This window comes from Devosia naphthalenivorans (assembly GCF_003056355.1).
Taxonomy (GTDB): Bacteria; Pseudomonadota; Alphaproteobacteria; order Rhizobiales; family Devosiaceae; genus Devosia; species Devosia naphthalenivorans.
This window is the reverse complement of sequence record NZ_PYVW01000015.1, coordinates 59,794-77,361: the sequence shown is the minus strand read 5'-3', so window position 1 is coordinate 77,361 and position 17,568 is coordinate 59,794. Positions and strand designations below refer to the sequence as shown.

Sequence of the window (17,568 nt, the reverse complement as noted above, 5' to 3'; positions counted from 1 at the left end):
CGGCAGGAACGCTCAGGCGCCTGACATCAGTTCGCGAAAGGAAGCGGCAATTTCGTGGTGCCGGTAGGGCTTGGAAAAGAACACCCCGCCATCGGGCAATTCGGTGATATCAACAATCCTGTGCCCGGAGGTGACCACGATCCTGACCGGTGGCCAGCGATTGCGGACGGCTGCCGACAGCTTTAGCCCATCCATGGTGCCGGGCATGTCGACGTCGGTGAACAGGATGGAAATCTGCGGGTTGTTCTCGAGCAGAACGATGGCTTCGTCGGCGGTGGCAGCTTCAAGAACGGTGAAGCCCTCGTCCTGCAGGAAATCTGCCGTGCTCATCAGCACCAGCGGCTCGTCCTCGACGACCAGTACCGTTATTTCTGATTTGTCCATTTGCCCGCCTTGCGATTGGCCGTGCACGCAGCGACCGGTTTGGTCGGGCGCAACGCCAATTCACGCGGATTGGATGCGTCACAACTTCGCCAGGTGACAGTTTTGCTGGAACCTATCGCCAATGGCGACAAGATGATCGTACCTCATCAATGCGCAAGAATGGACGGCAAACCGGTTCGGCGGCTAGCCCTTGGCGATGCAGCGTGTGAAACTGCTGCGGAATCATAGCGACAACGAGACCACAAGAGCGGGCCAGCCGCCTCCTTCCAGATCACTCATCCAGGTGTCTTATGCATATTTTAATTATCGGGGCTGCCGGCATGATCGGCCGCAAGCTCGTGGCTCGTTTGGTGCGCGATAGCGAATTGGCAGGCCAGCAGGTCACCGAACTCACCCTGTCGGACGTTGTGGATTCCCCGCTGCCAGAAGGCTTCACGGGTAAAACCACCAATGTGGTGACCGATCTTTCCTATCCTTCCAACGCGCAACGGTTGGTGTCGTCTCGACCGGACATCATCTTCCATCTGGCAGCTGTGGTTTCAGGCGAAGCCGAAAGCGACTTCGAGAAGGGCTATCGCATCAATCTGGGCGGCAGTGGCGCATTGTTTGAGGCAATCCGCACCGAAGGCCAGCAGCAGCCCTACCGACCGCGCGTAGTGTTCTGCTCGTCCATCGCGGTGTTCGGCCCTCCCTTTGCCGAGCCGATCCACGACGATTTCATCACCGCTCCGCAGACCAGCTATGGCACGCAAAAGGCGATGAGCGAGCTGATGCTGGCCGATTACAGCCGGCGCGGGTTCTTCGATGGCATCGGCATTCGCCTGCCCACAATCTGTGTTCGGCCTGGCAAGCCGAACGCCGCGGCATCCGGTTTCTTCTCCAATATCCTGCGCGAGCCGCTGGTGGGGCAGGAGGCGGTATTGCCGGTGGATGAAAGCGTGCGCCACTGGTTCGCCAGCCCGCGCGCCGCCATTGGCTTCCTGCTGCACGGCGCTTCCATCGACCTGCAGCAGTTGGGCACCCGCCGCACGCTCAACATGCCGGGGCTTTCGGCAACGGTCGCCGACGAGATCGAGGCTCTGCGCCAGGTGGCGGGTGAAAAGGCCGTGCGCCTGATCCGCCGTGAACCCGATGAGAGAATTATCAAGATTGTCGATGGCTGGCCCTATGACTTCGCGCCTGAGCGCGCGCTGGCCTTGGGCTTTGTCGCGGAAAAATCCTTCAGCGAGATCATCCAGGCGCATATCGACGACGAATTGGAAGGAAGGCTTCCATGAGCAAGCCCATAGCGCTGGTCACAGGCGCTGGAACCGGGATCGGCAAGGCCATTGCCGGAGAACTTCTAAAAGCCGGCTATGAAATTGCCATGACCGGCCGGCGGCGCGAGGTGCTGGAAGCGGCAGCGGCCGAATTGGGCGGAGACGTGCTCATCCATGCCGCCGACATCGGTGTGGCCGATGAGGTCGATGCCCTGTTTGCCGCCATCGTTGCGAAATATGGCCGGCTCGACCTCCTGGTCAACAATGCCGGTATGTCGGCACCAGCAGTGCCGATCGACGAACTCGATGTCGCTGTCTGGCACCAAATTGTCGGCGCGAACCTGACCGGTGCATTCCTGTGCACCCGTGCCGCGTTCCGCCAGATGAAGGCGCAGGACCCCCAGGGCGGCCGCATCATCAACAATGGCTCCATTTCATCGATGACGCCGCGCCCGCACTCGGCGCCTTATACGGCCACCAAGCATGCGATCTCCGGGCTTACCAAGTCGTCCGCGCTCGACGGCCGCCCGTTCAACATCGCCTGCGGGCAGATCGATATCGGCAATGCCGGCACCGACATGACGAGCAGAATGTCCAGGGGCGTGCTGCAGGCGGACGGCTCGACCGCGCCTGAGCCAACCATGGACGTGAGGTTGGTGGCGGAGGCGGTGGTCAACATGGCGTCGCTCCCCCTGTCGGCCAATGTGCTCTCCATGACCATCATGGCGACCAAAATGCCTTTCGTCGGCCGCGGCTAAGCGGCCCACCAAGTTATTCCTCATCAATTCAAGAGACAGACAGATTATGGACAAGCTGGGTATCGGCATCGTTGGCCTGGGCAATATTTCGGCCGCCTATCTCAAGGCCAGCAAGGATTTTCCTATTCTGGACATCCGCGCCGTAGCGGACATGAACCCAGCCGCCGCCAAGGCTCGGGCCGACGAGTTCGGGCTCAAGGCGGTGGGGATCGACGAGTTGTTCGCCGATCCTTCCATCGACATCATCCTCAATCTCACCATTCCCAAGGCCCATGTCGAAGTGGGCCTACGGGCCATCGAGGCGGGCAAGCACGTCTATTCCGAAAAGCCGCTGGGCGTCGAGTTTTCCGAGGGCCAGAAATTAATCGCAGCCGCCAAGGCCAAGGGGCTCCGCGTCGGATCGGCGCCGGACACGTTCCTGGGCGGCTCGCACCAAACGGCACGGCGGATCGTCGATGACGGCATGCTTGGCCAGATGGTTGGTGGCACGGCCTATTTCATGTGCCCCGGCCACGAGCGCTGGCACCCCAATCCCGCCTTCTACTACGAAGTGGGCGGCGGCCCGATGCTGGACATGGGGCCCTATTACATCACGGATCTCGTGAACCTGCTTGGGCCCGTGGCCAAGGTGTCGGGAATGGGCTCCATGCTGCGCGACACACGCACCATCACCTCCAAGGAGCGCAATGGCGAAATCATCCCTGTGCATGTGCCAACCCATGTATCGGGCATGCTGATGTTTGTGAGCGGCGCCGTGGTGCAGATCACCATGAGCTTTGACGTTGCCGCGCACAAGCATGTGCCACTTGAGATCTACGGCACCGAGGGAAGCCTTGTGGTGCCCGATCCGAATTTCTTCGGCGGGCAGATCGAGATGCTGAAAAAAGGCGGCGAGTGGCAGAGCGTGGACACTGAAATGCCTTATGCCAATGGCAATTACCGCTCCATCGGCTTGGCCGACATGGCGCACGCCATCGCCAGCGACCGTCCTCACCGCGCCAGCGGCGATCTTGCGCTGCATGTGCTCGAGGTTATGGAGGCTTTCGAGAAGTCGTCCCAGTCGGGCTCGGTGATTGAAATCGCCACGCCCGTGGAACGACCGGCGCCGCTTGCGCACTCGCTGGTGGATGGCCGCCTCGCCTAGCTGTGAATAAAACTTAACACAAATATAATCCGGGGCGGACAGGGACATAAATTTGTCGTGAAGTTTGCCGAACAGGCGCTTACCGCTTTTTTGCGGTAGGCGAAGACCGCCGCACAGCGGGAAAATCGGATGCTGGGTAGTTTCAGTTATTCCGTGGCTGCATGGCTCCCATGCATCAACTTTTCTGGCTGTTCAGCGTTCGGGATTTGCCGACAGAGCTAGGCTAATTCCTGTACCGGATGGATTTGTGAAGCGTCACCCCCAAAGCTTGCCCAATCGTCGCGCCGTACTGTTTGGTGGCGGCGCAGCTATTTTTCTGATGTCGAGCACAGCGCTGCACACCGCAGCTTTTGCTCAGGAACAAGAGGCAGTTTTGGCCTCGCCGTTCGATTTCGATCTGTTCACCGAGCGGATGAAGGATTTGGCAGCGCTTCCCTATGAGGCGCCCAGTTTCGAGTTGCCGGACAGTTTCAAGGGCCTCGACTACGATGCCTATCGGCGCATCCAGTTCCGGCCCGATCATGCCCTATGGGCCGATGATGGCCTGGGCTTCCAGGTTCATACCTTCCACCCCGGCTGGCTGTTCAAGGAGCCGGTAAAGCTCTTCGAGCTCAAGGAAGGCATGGCGACGCCGGTGACCTTCGGCTCGGCCGATTTCGACTACCACGACGAGACGATCGAAAAGCGCGTTGCGGGCACGACTTTCCCGGGCGTTGCCGGCATCCGCATCAATTATCCGCTCAATGCGCCAGACCGCATGGACGAGCTCGTGACCTTCCTGGGCGCAAGCTATTTCCGGGCGCTTGGCCGTGACAATGTCTATGGCCTGAGCGCGCGTGGCCTGTTGATGAACTCCTGGCTCGATGTGCCCGAGGAATTCCCCCGTTTCTCCGAATTCTACGTCGAGCGTCCATCTGTCGCAGGTGGGCCGGTCATCGTCTACGCCGCGCTGGAAAGCCCCAGCGTCACCGGTGCCTATCGGTTTGCCATCACGCCGGGCAGCGAAGCCGTGCAGGCAACCGTCATGGATGTCACGGCGCGGCTGAATTTCCGCAAGGACGTCAAGGAGTTGGGCATTGCCCCGCTGACCTCGATGTTCCTTTATGCCGAAGCCAATCGTGCTGGTTTCGACGATTACCGTCCTCAAGTTCACGACAGCAACGGCTTGCTGATCGAGCGCGAGACCGGTGAGGTCATGTGGCGTGCGCTGAACAATTCGCCGGCGCTGGGAAATTCCTACCTTTGGGAAAATAGTCCAAAGGCTTTCGGGCTTTACCAGCGTGGGCGTGATTTCGAGGCCTATCAGGATGCCGGCGCCCATTATGAACGCCGGCCGTCCTTGCGCGTTGAACCGACTGGCTCGTGGGGCCAGGGGTCGATCCGACTCATCGAAATTCCTGCGGAACTGGAAGTGGACGACAATATCGGGGCCTTCTGGATCCCCGCAGAACCGGCGCTCGCGGGTCAATCGCGCGAGTTTGGGTATCGCCTTTTGTGGGGCGACCTCAATCCGGACACGAATTCGCGATTGGCTTACGTGGCCGAGACACGCTCCGGGGCAGGTGGCGTATCTGGCGTGGAAAACGCTACGAACCTACGCAAGTTCGTCGTCGACTTTGAAGGCGGCGAACTGGCGGACATTTCGGCGGAAACGCCACCAGATGTGGTGGCAACGGTTTCCGGCGGAGTGGCGCAACACACAGTGTTGTCGCGCATCGATGCCAACGGGGCATGGCGTCTGGTCTTTGACGTTGAGACCGATGAAACGGCACCGCTCGAACTCAGGGCTTACCTGATCGGGTCGGGACGCCAGCTAACCGAAACCTGGCTCTACCAATGGAGGCCTGCGGCATGAAACACGATGGTAACTTCCCCTTTGGCAACGCGCTTCCGGACGCACCGCTTTATATGCCCAAGCAGCGCCTGGAAGCTCACCGTCGCTCGCTGTTCGATGCGTTGCGGGATGTTTTCTCGGTTTTTGCGACCCGCTGAGCTGGTATCATATCCATGAACCGGGCCTATATTATCCGCGCCGCCGCCTTGCTCGTAGCGCTCCTGCTGAGCGCTGGCGGAGGCTATCTTTTTCTACGCTTCACCGGCGAGAACGGGCTGACTGCGCTCGACCTGTTCCGCGCCGGCCTCGTCGTGCTGAGCGGGTTTTGGCTCGTCTGGGGCGGTGCGGCTGCGGTTATGGGTGTTTTCACGCCGGCCCGCACGCTGCGCTTCGATCCACGGGCCACGCCGCGCGGCATGACGGCGATCCTTGTTCCCATCTACAACGAGGACCCGGCACAGACATTTGCCCGTATTGCCGCAATGAACCGCAGCCTGGTCGGCTTGGGCATTGCCGAGCGTTTTCACGTCGCAGTTCTGTCCGATACCCAATCGCTTGAGGCTGCGACGCAGGAAGCCGTCTGGTTCGAGCATCTGTTGCGCGAGCCGATGAGCCAAGGCCGCATTTTTTATCGCCGCCGCGAGCGCAATGTCGGGCGCAAGGCCGGCAATATTGAGGATTTCGTCAACCGCTCCGGCGGCGCCTACGACTATGCCGTGATCCTCGATGCCGACAGCCTGATGTCCGGCGAGACCATCGGCGAAATGGCGCGCCGCATGGACAATGACCCCAAGCTCGGGCTGCTGCAGACCGTGCCCAAGGTTATTCACGCGCGCACGCTGTTCGGCCGCACCATGCAGTTTTCCGCCAGCTATCTGTCGCCCAGCTTCGCGCGTGGCGCGTCGCTGATGCAGGGCTGGGACGGACCCTATTGGGGCCATAACGCCATAGTCCGCATGAAGGCTTTTGCTGCAAGCTGCGGTCTGCCAGAACTCTCGGGGAAGCCTCCCTTTGGCGGCCATATCCTGAGCCACGACTATGTCGAGGCGGCGCTTTTGTCGCGCGCCGGCTGGAAGGTGATCGTTGATCCCGATCTTGAAGGCTCGTTCGAGGAGGGTCCCGAAAACCTCATCGAGTACGCCAAGCGCGACCGCCGCTGGTGCCAGGGCAATCTGCAGCACCGGCGCCTCGTCGGCGCACCCGGCCTCAAGTTCTGGAGCCGCTTCACTTTCGTTCAGGGCATCATGGCTTATTTGGCCTCGCCACTCTGGCTGCTGCTGATGACGGCGAGCATCTTCGCCGCCATATTTCCCGACCAACCCTCATGGTTTTCGCGCTTCCGTGACGAGAGTATCGACATGTGGGTGCTCGGTGGGGCCGTGGCGATCGTGCTGGTGCTTCCCAAGTTCCTGATCCTGCTGCGTGGCGCATTCGACGGCCGCAACAAGCGCTTCGGCGGCAATCTGCGTGCGGTCGCCTCGGTGGTCTGCGAAATCGCTTTTTCCACCGTGCTTGCGCCAGTCATGCTGCTGCTGCAAACGCGGTCCGTGGCGCAGGTGCTGCTCGGGCTCGATGGCGGCTGGCCCGCAACACAGCGCGGACAAAACTGGATCAATCTGGATGTCGCGTTCCGCGCCAGCTGGTGGGTCATGGGGCTTGGCCTCGTGACACTCGGTGGCACAATCCTATTTGCCCCCAACATCGCGCTGTGGGTGGCGCCGGCCATGCTGCCCGCCATTTTCGCGCCGCTTCTGATCTCGTTCAGTTCGCGGCCGCCCCGCAGCGAAAGCCTGCCGCAGGTATTCCGGACCGATCTCGAGATCGATCCTCCGCCCGTGGTGAAGGAATATCAGAACATCATGGCGCACTGGACCTTGCCGGACGTGTCACTGGAGCCGGTAACGATCAGGACGCCAAGCTATGTCCCTGCCTGAAACCGCGCTGTACCGCACGGCAACCGTTCCCAGCACGAACTGGCTGCGGCAGCTTTGGGCGCCAACTCAACCTGCCGGTGCCACCATCGTCCCCGGCGGCCGGGACGAACGGCTCGACATGTTCCGCGGCCTGGCGCTGGTGATGATCTTCATCAACCACGTGCCCGGCACATTCTACGAGAACTTCACCAACCGCAATTTCGGCTTCTCCGACGCGGCGGAAGCCTTCGTATTCATGTCCGGTGTGGCGGCGGGCTTGGCCTATTCCAACCGCTTCCGCCAGGGCAATCTGTGGGCCGCCACCGCGAAGGTCTGGGCCCGCGCGCGCCAGCTATATTTCGTCCATATCGTCATCACCATGCTGTGCCTCGCCATCTTCGCGGGCGCCGCGAGGTGGTTCGGCTTCACCGAGGTGCTCACCAAGAACAATCTGGCGCCGATCTTCCAGAAGCCGCTGAGCAGCCTCGTCGGCATTCCGCTGCTAACCCACCAACTAGGCTATCTCAACATCCTGCCGCTCTATATGAGCCTGCTGTTGGCGACGCCATTCGTGATCCTCGCCGGGTTGCGCTGGCCCGTGCGGGTGGCACTAGCTTCGCTGGCGCTATGGGTCATTGCTGGTCAGTTACGTCTGAACCTGCCGGCCTTTCCCAATCCGGGCGGCTGGTTCTTTAATCCGTTTTCCTGGCAATTGCTGTTCATCATCGGCCTGCTCTCTGGCATGGCCATGAAGGTGGGCCAAAGTTTCGTGCCCTATTCGCGCCTGCTGATGGGCCTTGCCATCGGCATGCTCGTGTTCACCCTGATGTGGATGAAAATCCCGCCCGTGGGCAAGTTCATGAACGGCGCCATGGGCTGGCTGAGCGGGGCAGGGGTGCCGTTCTACATCACCTGGTTCGACAAGACCTTCCTGTCGCTGCCGCGCCTGTTGCACGCCTTTGCGCTATTTTACGTGCTCTCGAACTGGCCGCTGATGCGCACCCTTGCGAGTTCCGCCGCCGCCGCACCCCTACGCCTGATGGGACGGCAGGGCCTCGCGATATTCGCCACCGGCACGGTTATGAGCATGTTCCTCCAGGCCGCCCGCACAAGGAGCGAAGCTGACTTCTTCGCCGACGGACTAATGCTCGGAACCGGCATATTGCTGCTGGTCGGACTTGCCTGGGCCCTGACCAGGACGCAGGAAATCTCCCGCGCCAAGCCAGCCTAGCGACGGTCGCGGAAGCGGCGCTGATAGTCGGGATCGTAGAGCGAGCTCTCGCGGAAATCCGCAGCGCCCAAGCCATGGCCGACAAAGATGATCGCGGTGCGCTCCACCGGATCGGCAGCAAAGCGCTCGGCTATATCGGCGAGCGTGCCGCGGATGATTTTCTCGTCCGGCCATGACGCATGAAAGACAATCGCAACCGGACAATCGGCGCCATAGAGGGGAGTGAGTTCGGCCACGACCTGATCCAGCGCATGGATCGCCAAATGAATGGCAAGCGTCGCACCCGTCGCGCCGAAACCGGCCAGCGTTTCGCGCTCGGGCATGGGTGAAGCCCGGCCGGACACGCGCGTCAGCACCAGGCTCTGTGCCTGTGTGGGGATGGTCAACTCACGACCCAGTGCCGCCGCCGCGGCCGCGAAGGCGGGGACGCCGGGCGTCAGCGTATAGGGAATATCGAGCGCATCGAGGCGTCGCATCTGTTCGGCCACGGCGCTCCACACCGAAAGATCCCCCGAATGAAGGCGCGCAACGTCCTCCCCGGCGGCATGGGCTTTGCGGTACTCCGCTTCGATCTCATCAAGCGACATTGGCGCGGTGTCGACCAGTCGCGTACCCGGCGAGCACCACGCCAGCATCTCCGGCGGCACGATGGAGCCCGCATAAAGGCAAACCGGACATGCCCCGAGCAGCTTCATGCCCCGCACGGTGATGAGATCTGCAGCGCCTGGACCAGCGCCGATGAAGTGAACCGTCATGACTTCACCCAAACCCATTGCATGATCGGCATGGCCGGCCGCCAGCCGGTCATCGTCCCCACCGCACCGGCGCGGCTGACCGCAATGCGTGTGAGACTGCCCCCCAGGTCGGCGTGGCGCGCGAGGAGCAGTGCTTCCAGTTCCAGCGTCACCGCATTGGCAACCAGCCGGCCGCCCGGCCGCAACGCCGCAATAGCCGCATCCAGCACGCCAGGATCGGTCCCGCCGCCGCCAATAAAGATCGCATGCGGCGCTGGCAGATCAGCGAGCGCCTCAGGTGCCTTTCCGATTGCGATCTGTAGGTGAGGTACGCCAAACTGTCCCGCGTTCCGTGAAATCCGGGCCGCGCGCTCCGGATTGGACTCAATGGCGATTGCCCGTAGGCTCGGATGGGCCAGCATCCATTCAATGGCCACGGAACCCGAGCCAGCTCCGATGTCCCACAGGGTTTCGCCTAAACGGGGTGCCAGCGAAGAAAGTGTCAGCGCGCGCACCTCGCGCTTGGTAATTTGGCCGTCATGCTCGAAGAAGTCATCGTCCAAACCGGGGGCAAACGGCAGCACGCGTGCGCCGGGCAGCGCGACGACGCTGATGGCGCAGATGTTGAGCGGATCGATGTCGGCCAGATCAAAGCTCATGGCCACCCCGGAGCGGATTTTCTCGTCCGGCCCGCCCAGCGCCTCGAGAACGGTGACAATGGAAATGCCGAACCCCGCTTCAACAAGCAGCTGCGCCAGTGCTGCAGGACCATGCTCATCCGAAGTAAGCGCCAATATGCGGGCGCCGGGGTGTAGATGTGGACGGATCAGATCAAGCGGACGGCCATGCAGCGAAAGGGTGGCGATGTCCTGCAGCGGCCATCCCAACCGCGCGGCCGCGAGGCTGAACGAGGAGGGGTGCGGGAAAACCCGCATCTGGCTGGCATCCACATGGCGGCTCAGCGTTGCCCCGACGCCGTGATGGAACGGATCCCCTGAGGCGAGCACGCACACCTTGCGACCCTTGAGCGCCAGGATAGCATCGACGGACTCGCTGAAAGGAGTGACCCAGGCCCGCGGTTCGCCCTTGATTGCCGCGGCGGCAAGCTCCAGATGGCGCGCGCCGCCGAAGACGAACTCGGCGCTTGAAATGGCGCCTCTCGCAGCCTCACCCAAGCCGACTAGTCCATCCTCGCCAATACCGACAATAGTGAGCCAGCTCACGGTTTTTCACCGATGGAGCGCGGAGAATACACCAGCGGCGGCAGGTTCTCGCGCTCGATAACCCGCGTCTCCGGCGAGCCGATGATGACGCAGGTCGCCATGTCGGCGCGCGCGGGATCGGCCTCCGCCAAGGTCATGACCGTCGTGGATTCATCGGGCCGGCCGGCAGCGCGCCCGAAGATCACCGGCGTCGACCACGGCAAAACCTCGCGCAGGATGGCGAAAGCCGTGCCCAGCTGCCAGGGACGCGCCTTGGAGATGGGGTTGTAGAGCGCGATCACAAACCCCGCGCTCGCCACAGCGCGCAGGCGTGCTTCGATGATCGTCCAGGGTTTCAGGTTGTCGGACAGCGACACCGCGCAGAAATCATGCCCCAGCGGTGCGCCGGCTCGTGCGGCGACGGCCAGCATGGCGGTGACGCCGGGCACGATATGCAAATCCACCGAGCGCCAAGCGGGCGGCCCAGCTTCGATTGCCTCGCAGATCGCGGCGGCCATGGCAAAAACACCGGGATCGCCGCCGGACACGACGCACACCTTCTCACCCGATGCCGCCGTATGCAGCGCATCCTTGGCGCGGGACAGTTCTTCGCGATTGTCGGAGGCGACGCGGCGCTGATCGTCGCGGAGCGTCAGCCGGTCGAGATAGGGGCCGTAGCCGAAGAATACATGCGAGGCGGCAATGGCGGCCAGCGCCTCCGGGGTCGTCTGGTCAGGATTGCCCGGCCCCGTGCCCACAACGACCAGCCTACCCGTCATGGCCGCGTGCTCCAGCCGGGCACCAACACCAGCGCGAAATAGGGCGCGATATCGTCGGTCTTGTCAGCAAGGGGGATTGAGTGTCCGTTCGCCATGGTGCCGCGCTCGACATAGACGGCGCTGTCGAGCCGGCCGGCAGCAGCAACGGCCCGGCGGATTTTTCCTAGATTGCGCCCGACTTTCATGATGACGGCGCCGCCCTGGTTGCCGAGCCGTGCTGCAAGGTCTTCCTGCTCGAGCGTGCCGGGCAGCACGGACAGGACGTCGTCCCCCTGCACCAGCGGCAGACCGGCCTGCGACCAGCAGCCGGACATGGCGGTAATGCCAGGGATGACCTCGGTGGGATAACGGTGGGCCAGCCGAACATGGATGTGCATGTAGCTGCCATAAAACAGCGGATCGCCTTCGCTGAGGACGGCGACGGTGCGGCCTTGATCGAGATGCAGCGCAACGCGCTCGGCGGCTTGTGCGTAAAAATCGGCGGTGGCGCTTTTGTAGCGCTCGTCGTGGCGATGAATCTCGGTCGTCACGGGATAGCCGAGTTCTTCCTCATGCTGGCTGGTGATGAGATCGGCCACAATCCTGCGGGCATTGCTTGGATTGCCCTGCTTGGCGAAATAGGCCACCACATCGGCCGCTTCGATGGCCCGCACCGCCTTGAGGGTGAGGAGTTCCGGATCGCCAGGGCCGGTGCCGACGCCGATTAGCTTGCCGCTCATATGCCGGGCCTCGCGAGGGCATTGAGGGCCGCAGCGGTCATGGCCGAGCCACCCAGCCGGCCACGCACAATGGCATAGGGAACGCCGTAGGAGTGCTCTGCCAACGCGGCTTTCGATTCTGCTGCACCAACGAAACCAACGGGCATGCCGATGATGGCTGCCGGCTTTGGCGCGCCATCGCGCAGAAGCTCGAGCAGGAAGAAAAGGGCCGTGGGAGCATTGCCGATGGCAACAACCGACCCTTCCAAACGCGGCAGCCAAAGCCGCAGAGCGGCCGCGGATCGGGTGTTGCCGATTTCGGCCGCGAGCGTTGGCGTTTGCGGGTCACGTAGCGTGCAGATCACTTCGTTCTGTGCGGGCAAACGTGCTGCAGTAACGCCACGCGCCACCATTTCGGCGTCACAGAAAATCGGTGCGCCGCCGGCAAGCGCGGCTCGGGCCGCTGCCACGAACCCCGGTCCAAATTCGAAATGTTCGGCCGCTTCGACAGAGCCGGCCGCATGGATCATGCGCACCGCAAGCTCGGCTTCTTCTGGCAAAAAATGCAAAAGATCGGCTTCGGCGCGGATGATGGCAAAGGACTGCGCGTAGATCGCGTCGCCATCCCTAATGTAGTCGTAAGTGATCATCGTCATCCCTAGCGGGCGGCGAGCGAGGACTCAAGCTGGTCCGCTTGCAACAGCGCCCCGGGCGTATCGCCTGCCTTGCCGCCAATGACAAGACCATAGCCGTCAGCGCGGCCGACAAGGGTGATATCCGCGGGGCGCGGATGGGCACAGCCCTTGGCGCACCCGGACACGTGCAGGTGAGTGTTTGCGGGGAGGTGCGGCGCAAGCTGCGCTGCTATCGCACGCGCCGGCACATGGCCGGAAGCGCAGCCATCGCTGCCGATACAGGCGCTGATGCGTGTCCGAGGATCGGACCCCGTGGTGACAAAGCCAAGCTGCGCCGCTTGTTCGACGAATGCCGGGCTAGCGCCCACGGCGAGCAGGCCGTGATGGGGTGCCAGCCTGAGTTCGGCGATGGCCAACTGCGCTGCGGTTTGCGCCAAGGACATAATTGCGACCGCAGTTGCGGAGCCAAAAGGCAGGGCGATCCCCCTCGCGCTTCCGCCGCTAAGGGTGAAAGTGCCGATTGGTGAGCTTGCCGCGCGGACCCTTGGCTGCCTTTGAGCCGGACCCAAGTCCGTTGCTCGGGCGGCGGATCCGAGATCGGCAAGCTGCTGGAGGACAGCGGAGACGCGGTTGAGGACCTCGCTTGCATGCAGTTCCACTGCCCCACCATCGGCCACTGACAGCGCCCAGCGGTCGGAAGCCATAGCCACAATACGAACATCAGCTTTCAGGCCAGCAAGGCCGATCTGGCCAGCGCCATCCACGACAACAGTAACCTTGGGGCCGAGATATCGGGCAAAGGGCTGGGAAATGTCGCGGATGGCTGCGGCCAAAGGTCGTGGATCGCTGATCTCGCTCGGATCATCTCCAGCCAGCGGCGGCGTTTCAACGACGAGACCGGATTCGACCTCGATTATGCCCCTGACCGCCACGGCAAAAAGTCTGCGCGATGACTCGGTCAGCCCACGAACCTGAAGGTTGCCGCGAGCAGTGATTTCCAGCAGGCCATTGCCATGCCGCTGCGCCTGCTGGGCAATCGCTTCCAGCTGCGCCGGACTAAGGCATCCGCCGACAATCCGTACGCGCGCCAAAAAGCCATCGCCGGTTAACATCGGCTCATCCAGCGACGGGCAGGCGCCGCGACGGGCAAAGGGCAGGGCAGTGATGGGCAGGGCGACGGACATGGGTTATGTGTTTACCCCATTTCGGGCTTGGCACAAAAACAAAGGGCGCCACATGGGCGCCCCTTGCCGATATCACTAGCCGATCAGAACGGGCTGTCGGGGAAGTAGAAGTCTTCGGCATTTTCCTGGGTGATCAGCGGAGCGCCAAGGATATAGGTGCCGGTGACCGGACCGTTGGAGGTGTAGTGTGCAACGGTCACGTCCATGGCGGTTGCGATCTGTGCCGGCGAATACAGCACGTCGACCGGCACCAAAGCGTCGCCATCCATGACGCCCTTGATGATTTCCTTCATGCCGGCGCCGCCGACAACGAACATCTCACTTTCACGTCCGGCCTGCTTGATGGCTTCGACAACACCCAGGGTGATGTCGTCGTCCTGCGCCCAGACAGCGTCGATGTCGGGGAAGCGCGACAGGAAGTCCTGCATCACTTCAAAGCCGTCATCGCGATTCCAGTTGGCGAATTCGTCATCGAGAACGTTGATGCCGCTTCCTTCAATGGCGCCCATGAAGGCGTCGAAGCGTTCGGTGTCGAGCACGGTCGGAATACCGCGCAGGATGACGATGTTGTCGCCTTCCGTCAGGCGGCTCTTGATGTACTCGGCCGAATTCACGCCCATTTCGGTGTTGTTGCCCGAGACATAGATGTCCTGGATCGACGGGTCGGTCAGGCCGCGGTCAACCACGGTGATGAACGCACCGGCTTCCTTGACGGCGCGGACCGGCTCGGTCAGCGGCTCGGATTCGAACGGCAGCACGACAAGGGCGTTGATCTGTTGCACCGAGACCAGATCCTCGAGATCGCTGGCCTGGTCATCCGGGCCATCAGCGGTGACAATGATGAGATCGATGTTTGGATGAGCCGCTTCCAGGCGCTTCTCGGCTTCCTGGGCATGCCAGTTCAGGCCACCCATGAAGCCGTGCGTTGCGGCTGGAATGGAAACGCCGATCTTGATCTGCTCGTCCTGCGCCACGGCGCCGCCGACCAGCGCGCTGGTCGCCAGCAGGCCCAGTGCAATTGCCTTCAAAGACATATGTAAAATCCTCCCTACCAAATTTGGCGTCGCTCCGCGGCGCCGACTATCCCGCCCGGTGTCGGGCGTGAATTGTTGAAACTTATTCCGCCGCCTTCTTGCGCCCCGCGCGCAGCGAACCGCGCTGCAGGTAAACCGCTGCGACGATGATGACACCCTGCACCGCTCCGTTGAGATAGTTGGAGATGATCTCGGTCAGGTTCAGAATATTGCCGATGGCCGTCAGTATCAGCGCGCCGATGACGGTTCCGCCCACCCGGCCGAAGCCGCCCTTGAGCATGGTACCGCCGATGATCACTGCAGCGATGGCTTCCAGCTCCCACAGCACCCCAGTCGCCGCCGAGGCCGAACCCAAGCGCGGCACATAGATGATGGTGGCGAGCGATACGCAGAGGCCCTGCAGGATATAGGTCGCTGTCTTGACGCGGTCGACCTTGATCGCCGAGTAGCGCGCCACGTGTTCGTTCGACCCGATGGCCATGCAATAGCGGCCGAACGCCGTGCGGTTCATCAGCACCCAGCCGATGATGGCCACGAAAATGAAGACCCAGACGGGGTAGGGGATGCGCAGAAAGCTGTCGTAATAAACCGGGCGATAGATATCCCGCGCTCCATTCGCCAGCGACAGCGTGCCGCCATCGGCGAAATAGGTCACCAGCGAGCGGTAGATGCCCATGGTGCCCAGCGTCACGATGAAGGCTTCGATCTTGGCCTTGGTGGTCAGGAAACCGTTGATGAACCCAGCGCCAACGCCCAGGATCAGCGAGCAGCCGATGCCGAACAGCACGGTCCACAGCGAGGCTCCCATCGCGTCCACCGCCCAGTTCATGACGATGATCATGACCCCGGCAATAAACGCCGCCATCGAGCCCACCGACAGATCGATCCCGCCGGCGGTAATCACGAAGGTGGCGCCCACCGCGATAATGCCGATAAAGGCCGAACGGGTGAGGATATTGGTGATATTGCCTTCGCCCAGGAAAAGCGGGTTGAGCGAATAGCCCAAAATCACCAACAGGATCAGCGCCAGCAGCGGTCCCAGTGTCTTGAAGTCGATGCGCAAGCCCTTGGCCGGCTTTGCTGCCTCATGCGTTGATACGCTCATCGTCCCCACCCTGCTTGATGCCCGCGGCGTACCGCATGATTTCTGCTTCCACGATTTCGGCGCCTTCGAGCTTGCCCGCGAGGCGCCCCTCCCGCATCACCAGCACGCGATGGCTCAGCCCGATCACTTCCTGCATCTCCGATGAGATGAGGATGATCGATTTGCCCTCGGCCGCCAGCGCCGCGATGATATGGTAGATCTGTTGCTTGGTGCCGACATCGATCCCTCGCGTCGGCTCATCCATGATGATGATGTCGGGCTCGCTTTCCATGGTCTTGCCCAGCATCAGCTTCTGCTGGTTGCCACCGGAAAGCTGCCCCACCCGCACCGAGGCGTCGCGCGCGCGAATGTCGAAGCGGCGAACTGCCCGCTCCAGCGCCTGCGCTTCGCTGTTCTGGTCGAGGAACCCGCCCTTGAGGTGCTTCTTGAGCGTGAGCAGCGTCAAGTTCGGTTGCAGCCCCATATTGAGCAGCAACCCGCGACCCTTGCGATCCTTGGTCATATAGGCAAGGCCCGCCGCCACCGATTTCGCGACATCGCTGAAATTGGCGGGCTTGCCATTCATGCTGACTTCGCCCGCGGTCTTGTGGTTCAGCCCCGCGACGGCTTCCGCAACAGCGGTGCGCCCCGAGCCGATCAGGCCGGCAAAGCCCAGGATTTCGCCCCGGCGCAGATCAAACGAGATGTCCTTGACGCCCGGCGCCTGCAGGCCGCGCACCGAAAGCACGATCGGCGCATCCACGTCAGGCTCGTGCTTGGGCGGATAAAGATTGGACAATTCGCGCCCGACCATCATCTGCGCAATGGAGTCCGGCGTCATCGCTTCGGTCGGAACGGTGGCGATCAACTGCCCATCGCGCAACACGGTGACGCGGTCGGCCAGATCCATGATTTCATCGAGCTTGTGCGAAATGAAGATCACCGCCACGCCCCGGGCAGTGAGCCGCCGGATCTGCTCGAACAGCGTCTCGGTTTCACCGACCGACAGCACGGCCGTCGGCTCGTCCATGATCAGGACCCGCGCATCGCGGCTGATTGCCTTGGCGATCTCCACCATCTGCTTGTCGGCGACAGACAGTTCATTGATCCGTGCATCGGGATCAACGTGGACATGCAGCGTATCCAGCACTGCCGCAGAGCGTCGGCGCATCTCCGCCAAATCCAGAAAACCGTACTTCTTGAGTTCGCGGCCAAGAAAAATGGAATCGGCCACCGTCAGGTGCTCGGCCAGGTTCAGTTCCTGGTGGATCAGCACGATCCCCATGGCCTCGGCTTCCCCATTGGGCGGCAGGGTGACCGCCTTGCCGTCATAGTGGATGGTGCCGGAAGTCGGCGACTCGATGCCGGACAGAATCTTGATGAGTGTGGACTTGCCCGCGCCATTCTCGCCGATGATGGCGTGCACTTCGCCCGGTTTGATGTCGAAATCGATGCTGAACAGCACCGGAATCTCGCCGAACGACTTGCTGATCCTGTGCGCTGACAGTACCGCCGCTTCGGCCGAACCTTGGGCATCGCTCATTTCGGATCGCCTCCCTCGAACGCGGCTGGATTTGTTCCAGTTCTTCGTCCATGATCGACCGATGTAAAGGTTTTCATGGATCGTGTAAAGGTTTACACTGCTGGAAAGCGGGTTAACCGCAATGGGAGGTCTGGCGTGTCGTGCGGTATCTG

General features: G+C 62.1%; 17 protein-coding genes. 7 read left to right on the top strand and 10 right to left on the bottom strand.

Annotated features, from left to right (window positions below; genetic code table 11):
- Window positions 1–12: 12 nt before the first annotated feature.
- Window positions 13–384, bottom strand: coding sequence for a response regulator (locus tag C8264_RS16960; RefSeq protein WP_108462169.1), 372 nt, complete (start codon window positions 382–384; stop codon window positions 13–15).
- A gap of 290 nt (window positions 385–674) precedes the next feature.
- Between C8264_RS16960 and denD the strand changes: the two genes are divergently transcribed.
- From denD to C8264_RS16930, 7 genes are all read left to right on the top strand, one after another.
- Window positions 675–1,661 carry a D-erythronate dehydrogenase gene (denD, locus tag C8264_RS16955; protein WP_108462168.1) on the top strand — a complete coding sequence of 329 codons (987 nt, stop codon included), beginning with the start codon at window positions 675–677 and terminating at the stop codon, window positions 1,659–1,661.
- Window positions 1,658–2,401 carry an SDR family oxidoreductase gene (locus C8264_RS16950; protein WP_108462167.1) on the top strand — a complete coding sequence of 248 codons (744 nt, stop codon included), beginning with the start codon at window positions 1,658–1,660 and terminating at the stop codon, window positions 2,399–2,401. Before denD ends, C8264_RS16950 begins: the two co-directional genes overlap by 4 nt.
- Before the next feature lie 46 nt (window positions 2,402–2,447).
- On the top strand, window positions 2,448–3,545 hold the full coding sequence (locus C8264_RS16945) for a Gfo/Idh/MocA family protein (protein WP_108462166.1): 1,098 nt from the start codon (window positions 2,448–2,450) through the stop codon (window positions 3,543–3,545).
- A gap of 247 nt (window positions 3,546–3,792) precedes the next feature.
- Complete coding sequence (locus C8264_RS16940) at window positions 3,793–5,400, top strand: OpgD/OpgG family glucan biosynthesis protein (protein WP_245893310.1); 1,608 nt, start codon at window positions 3,793–3,795, stop codon at window positions 5,398–5,400.
- Window positions 5,397–5,537 carry a hypothetical protein gene (locus tag C8264_RS22240; protein ID WP_162783711.1) on the top strand — a complete coding sequence of 47 codons (141 nt, stop codon included), beginning with the start codon at window positions 5,397–5,399 and terminating at the stop codon, window positions 5,535–5,537. Before C8264_RS16940 ends, C8264_RS22240 begins: the two co-directional genes overlap by 4 nt.
- 15 nt (window positions 5,538–5,552) lie before the next feature.
- Window positions 5,553–7,313, top strand: coding sequence for a glucans biosynthesis glucosyltransferase MdoH (mdoH, locus tag C8264_RS16935; protein ID WP_108462165.1), 1,761 nt, complete (start codon window positions 5,553–5,555; stop codon window positions 7,311–7,313).
- Window positions 7,300–8,523, top strand: a complete 1,224-nt coding sequence (locus C8264_RS16930; protein ID WP_108462164.1) for an OpgC family protein — start codon at window positions 7,300–7,302, stop codon at window positions 8,521–8,523. The genes mdoH and C8264_RS16930 overlap by 14 nt, the downstream gene beginning before the upstream one ends.
- Here C8264_RS16930 and cobM read toward each other — a convergent pair.
- From cobM to C8264_RS16885, 9 genes are all read right to left on the bottom strand, one after another.
- Window positions 8,520–9,278 carry a precorrin-4 C(11)-methyltransferase gene (gene cobM / locus C8264_RS16925; RefSeq protein WP_108462163.1) on the bottom strand — a complete coding sequence of 253 codons (759 nt, stop codon included), beginning with the start codon at window positions 9,276–9,278 and terminating at the stop codon, window positions 8,520–8,522. The genes C8264_RS16930 and cobM overlap by 4 nt on opposite strands.
- Window positions 9,275–10,480 carry a precorrin-6y C5,15-methyltransferase (decarboxylating) subunit CbiE gene (gene cbiE / locus C8264_RS16920; RefSeq protein ID WP_108462162.1) on the bottom strand — a complete coding sequence of 402 codons (1,206 nt, stop codon included), beginning with the start codon at window positions 10,478–10,480 and terminating at the stop codon, window positions 9,275–9,277. The genes cobM and cbiE overlap by 4 nt, the downstream gene beginning before the upstream one ends.
- Window positions 10,477–11,238 carry a precorrin-3B C(17)-methyltransferase gene (locus tag C8264_RS16915; RefSeq protein ID WP_108462161.1) on the bottom strand — a complete coding sequence of 254 codons (762 nt, stop codon included), beginning with the start codon at window positions 11,236–11,238 and terminating at the stop codon, window positions 10,477–10,479. The genes cbiE and C8264_RS16915 overlap by 4 nt, the downstream gene beginning before the upstream one ends.
- Window positions 11,235–11,957, bottom strand: a complete 723-nt coding sequence (locus C8264_RS16910; RefSeq protein WP_108462160.1) for a precorrin-2 C(20)-methyltransferase — start codon at window positions 11,955–11,957, stop codon at window positions 11,235–11,237. The genes C8264_RS16915 and C8264_RS16910 overlap by 4 nt, the downstream gene beginning before the upstream one ends.
- On the bottom strand, window positions 11,954–12,586 hold the full coding sequence (locus tag C8264_RS16905) for a precorrin-8X methylmutase (protein ID WP_108462223.1): 633 nt from the start codon (window positions 12,584–12,586) through the stop codon (window positions 11,954–11,956). Before C8264_RS16905 ends, C8264_RS16910 begins: the two co-directional genes overlap by 4 nt.
- Window positions 12,587–12,594: 8 nt before the next feature.
- Window positions 12,595–13,755, bottom strand: coding sequence for a precorrin-3B synthase (gene cobG, locus C8264_RS16900; RefSeq protein ID WP_108462159.1), 1,161 nt, complete (start codon window positions 13,753–13,755; stop codon window positions 12,595–12,597).
- A gap of 83 nt (window positions 13,756–13,838) precedes the next feature.
- Window positions 13,839–14,789 (bottom strand): substrate-binding domain-containing protein, encoded by a 951-nt coding sequence (locus C8264_RS16895; protein WP_108462158.1) that lies wholly within the window; start codon window positions 14,787–14,789, stop codon window positions 13,839–13,841.
- A gap of 82 nt (window positions 14,790–14,871) precedes the next feature.
- Window positions 14,872–15,894, bottom strand: coding sequence for an ABC transporter permease (locus C8264_RS16890; protein ID WP_108462157.1), 1,023 nt, complete (start codon window positions 15,892–15,894; stop codon window positions 14,872–14,874).
- Window positions 15,875–17,416: a sugar ABC transporter ATP-binding protein gene (locus C8264_RS16885; RefSeq protein WP_108462156.1), complete on the bottom strand. Its 1,542-nt coding sequence runs from the start codon at window positions 17,414–17,416 to the stop codon at window positions 15,875–15,877. Before C8264_RS16885 ends, C8264_RS16890 begins: the two co-directional genes overlap by 20 nt.
- Window positions 17,417–17,568: the final 152 nt, after the last annotated feature.

Coding starts and splice junctions, on each gene's coding strand:
- C8264_RS16960 (WP_108462169.1), bottom strand. CDS start 384: ATGGACAAATCAGAAATAACGGTACTGGTCGTCGAGGACGAGCCGCTG.
- denD (WP_108462168.1), top strand. CDS start 675: ATGCATATTTTAATTATCGGGGCTGCCGGCATGATCGGCCGCAAGCTC.
- C8264_RS16950 (WP_108462167.1), top strand. CDS start 1,658: ATGAGCAAGCCCATAGCGCTGGTCACAGGCGCTGGAACCGGGATCGGC.
- C8264_RS16945 (WP_108462166.1), top strand. CDS start 2,448: ATGGACAAGCTGGGTATCGGCATCGTTGGCCTGGGCAATATTTCGGCC.
- C8264_RS22240 (WP_162783711.1), top strand. CDS start 5,397: ATGAAACACGATGGTAACTTCCCCTTTGGCAACGCGCTTCCGGACGCA.
- mdoH (WP_108462165.1), top strand. CDS start 5,553: ATGAACCGGGCCTATATTATCCGCGCCGCCGCCTTGCTCGTAGCGCTC.
- C8264_RS16930 (WP_108462164.1), top strand. CDS start 7,300: ATGTCCCTGCCTGAAACCGCGCTGTACCGCACGGCAACCGTTCCCAGC.
- cobM (WP_108462163.1), bottom strand. CDS start 9,278: ATGACGGTTCACTTCATCGGCGCTGGTCCAGGCGCTGCAGATCTCATC.
- C8264_RS16915 (WP_108462161.1), bottom strand. CDS start 11,238: ATGACGGGTAGGCTGGTCGTTGTGGGCACGGGGCCGGGCAATCCTGAC.
- C8264_RS16910 (WP_108462160.1), bottom strand. CDS start 11,957: ATGAGCGGCAAGCTAATCGGCGTCGGCACCGGCCCTGGCGATCCGGAA.
- C8264_RS16905 (WP_108462223.1), bottom strand. CDS start 12,586: ATGATCACTTACGACTACATTAGGGATGGCGACGCGATCTACGCGCAG.
- cobG (WP_108462159.1), bottom strand. CDS start 13,755: ATGTCCGTCGCCCTGCCCATCACTGCCCTGCCCTTTGCCCGTCGCGGC.
- C8264_RS16895 (WP_108462158.1), bottom strand. CDS start 14,789: ATGTCTTTGAAGGCAATTGCACTGGGCCTGCTGGCGACCAGCGCGCTG.
- C8264_RS16890 (WP_108462157.1), bottom strand. CDS start 15,894: ATGAGCGTATCAACGCATGAGGCAGCAAAGCCGGCCAAGGGCTTGCGC.
- C8264_RS16885 (WP_108462156.1), bottom strand. CDS start 17,416: ATGAGCGATGCCCAAGGTTCGGCCGAAGCGGCGGTACTGTCAGCGCAC.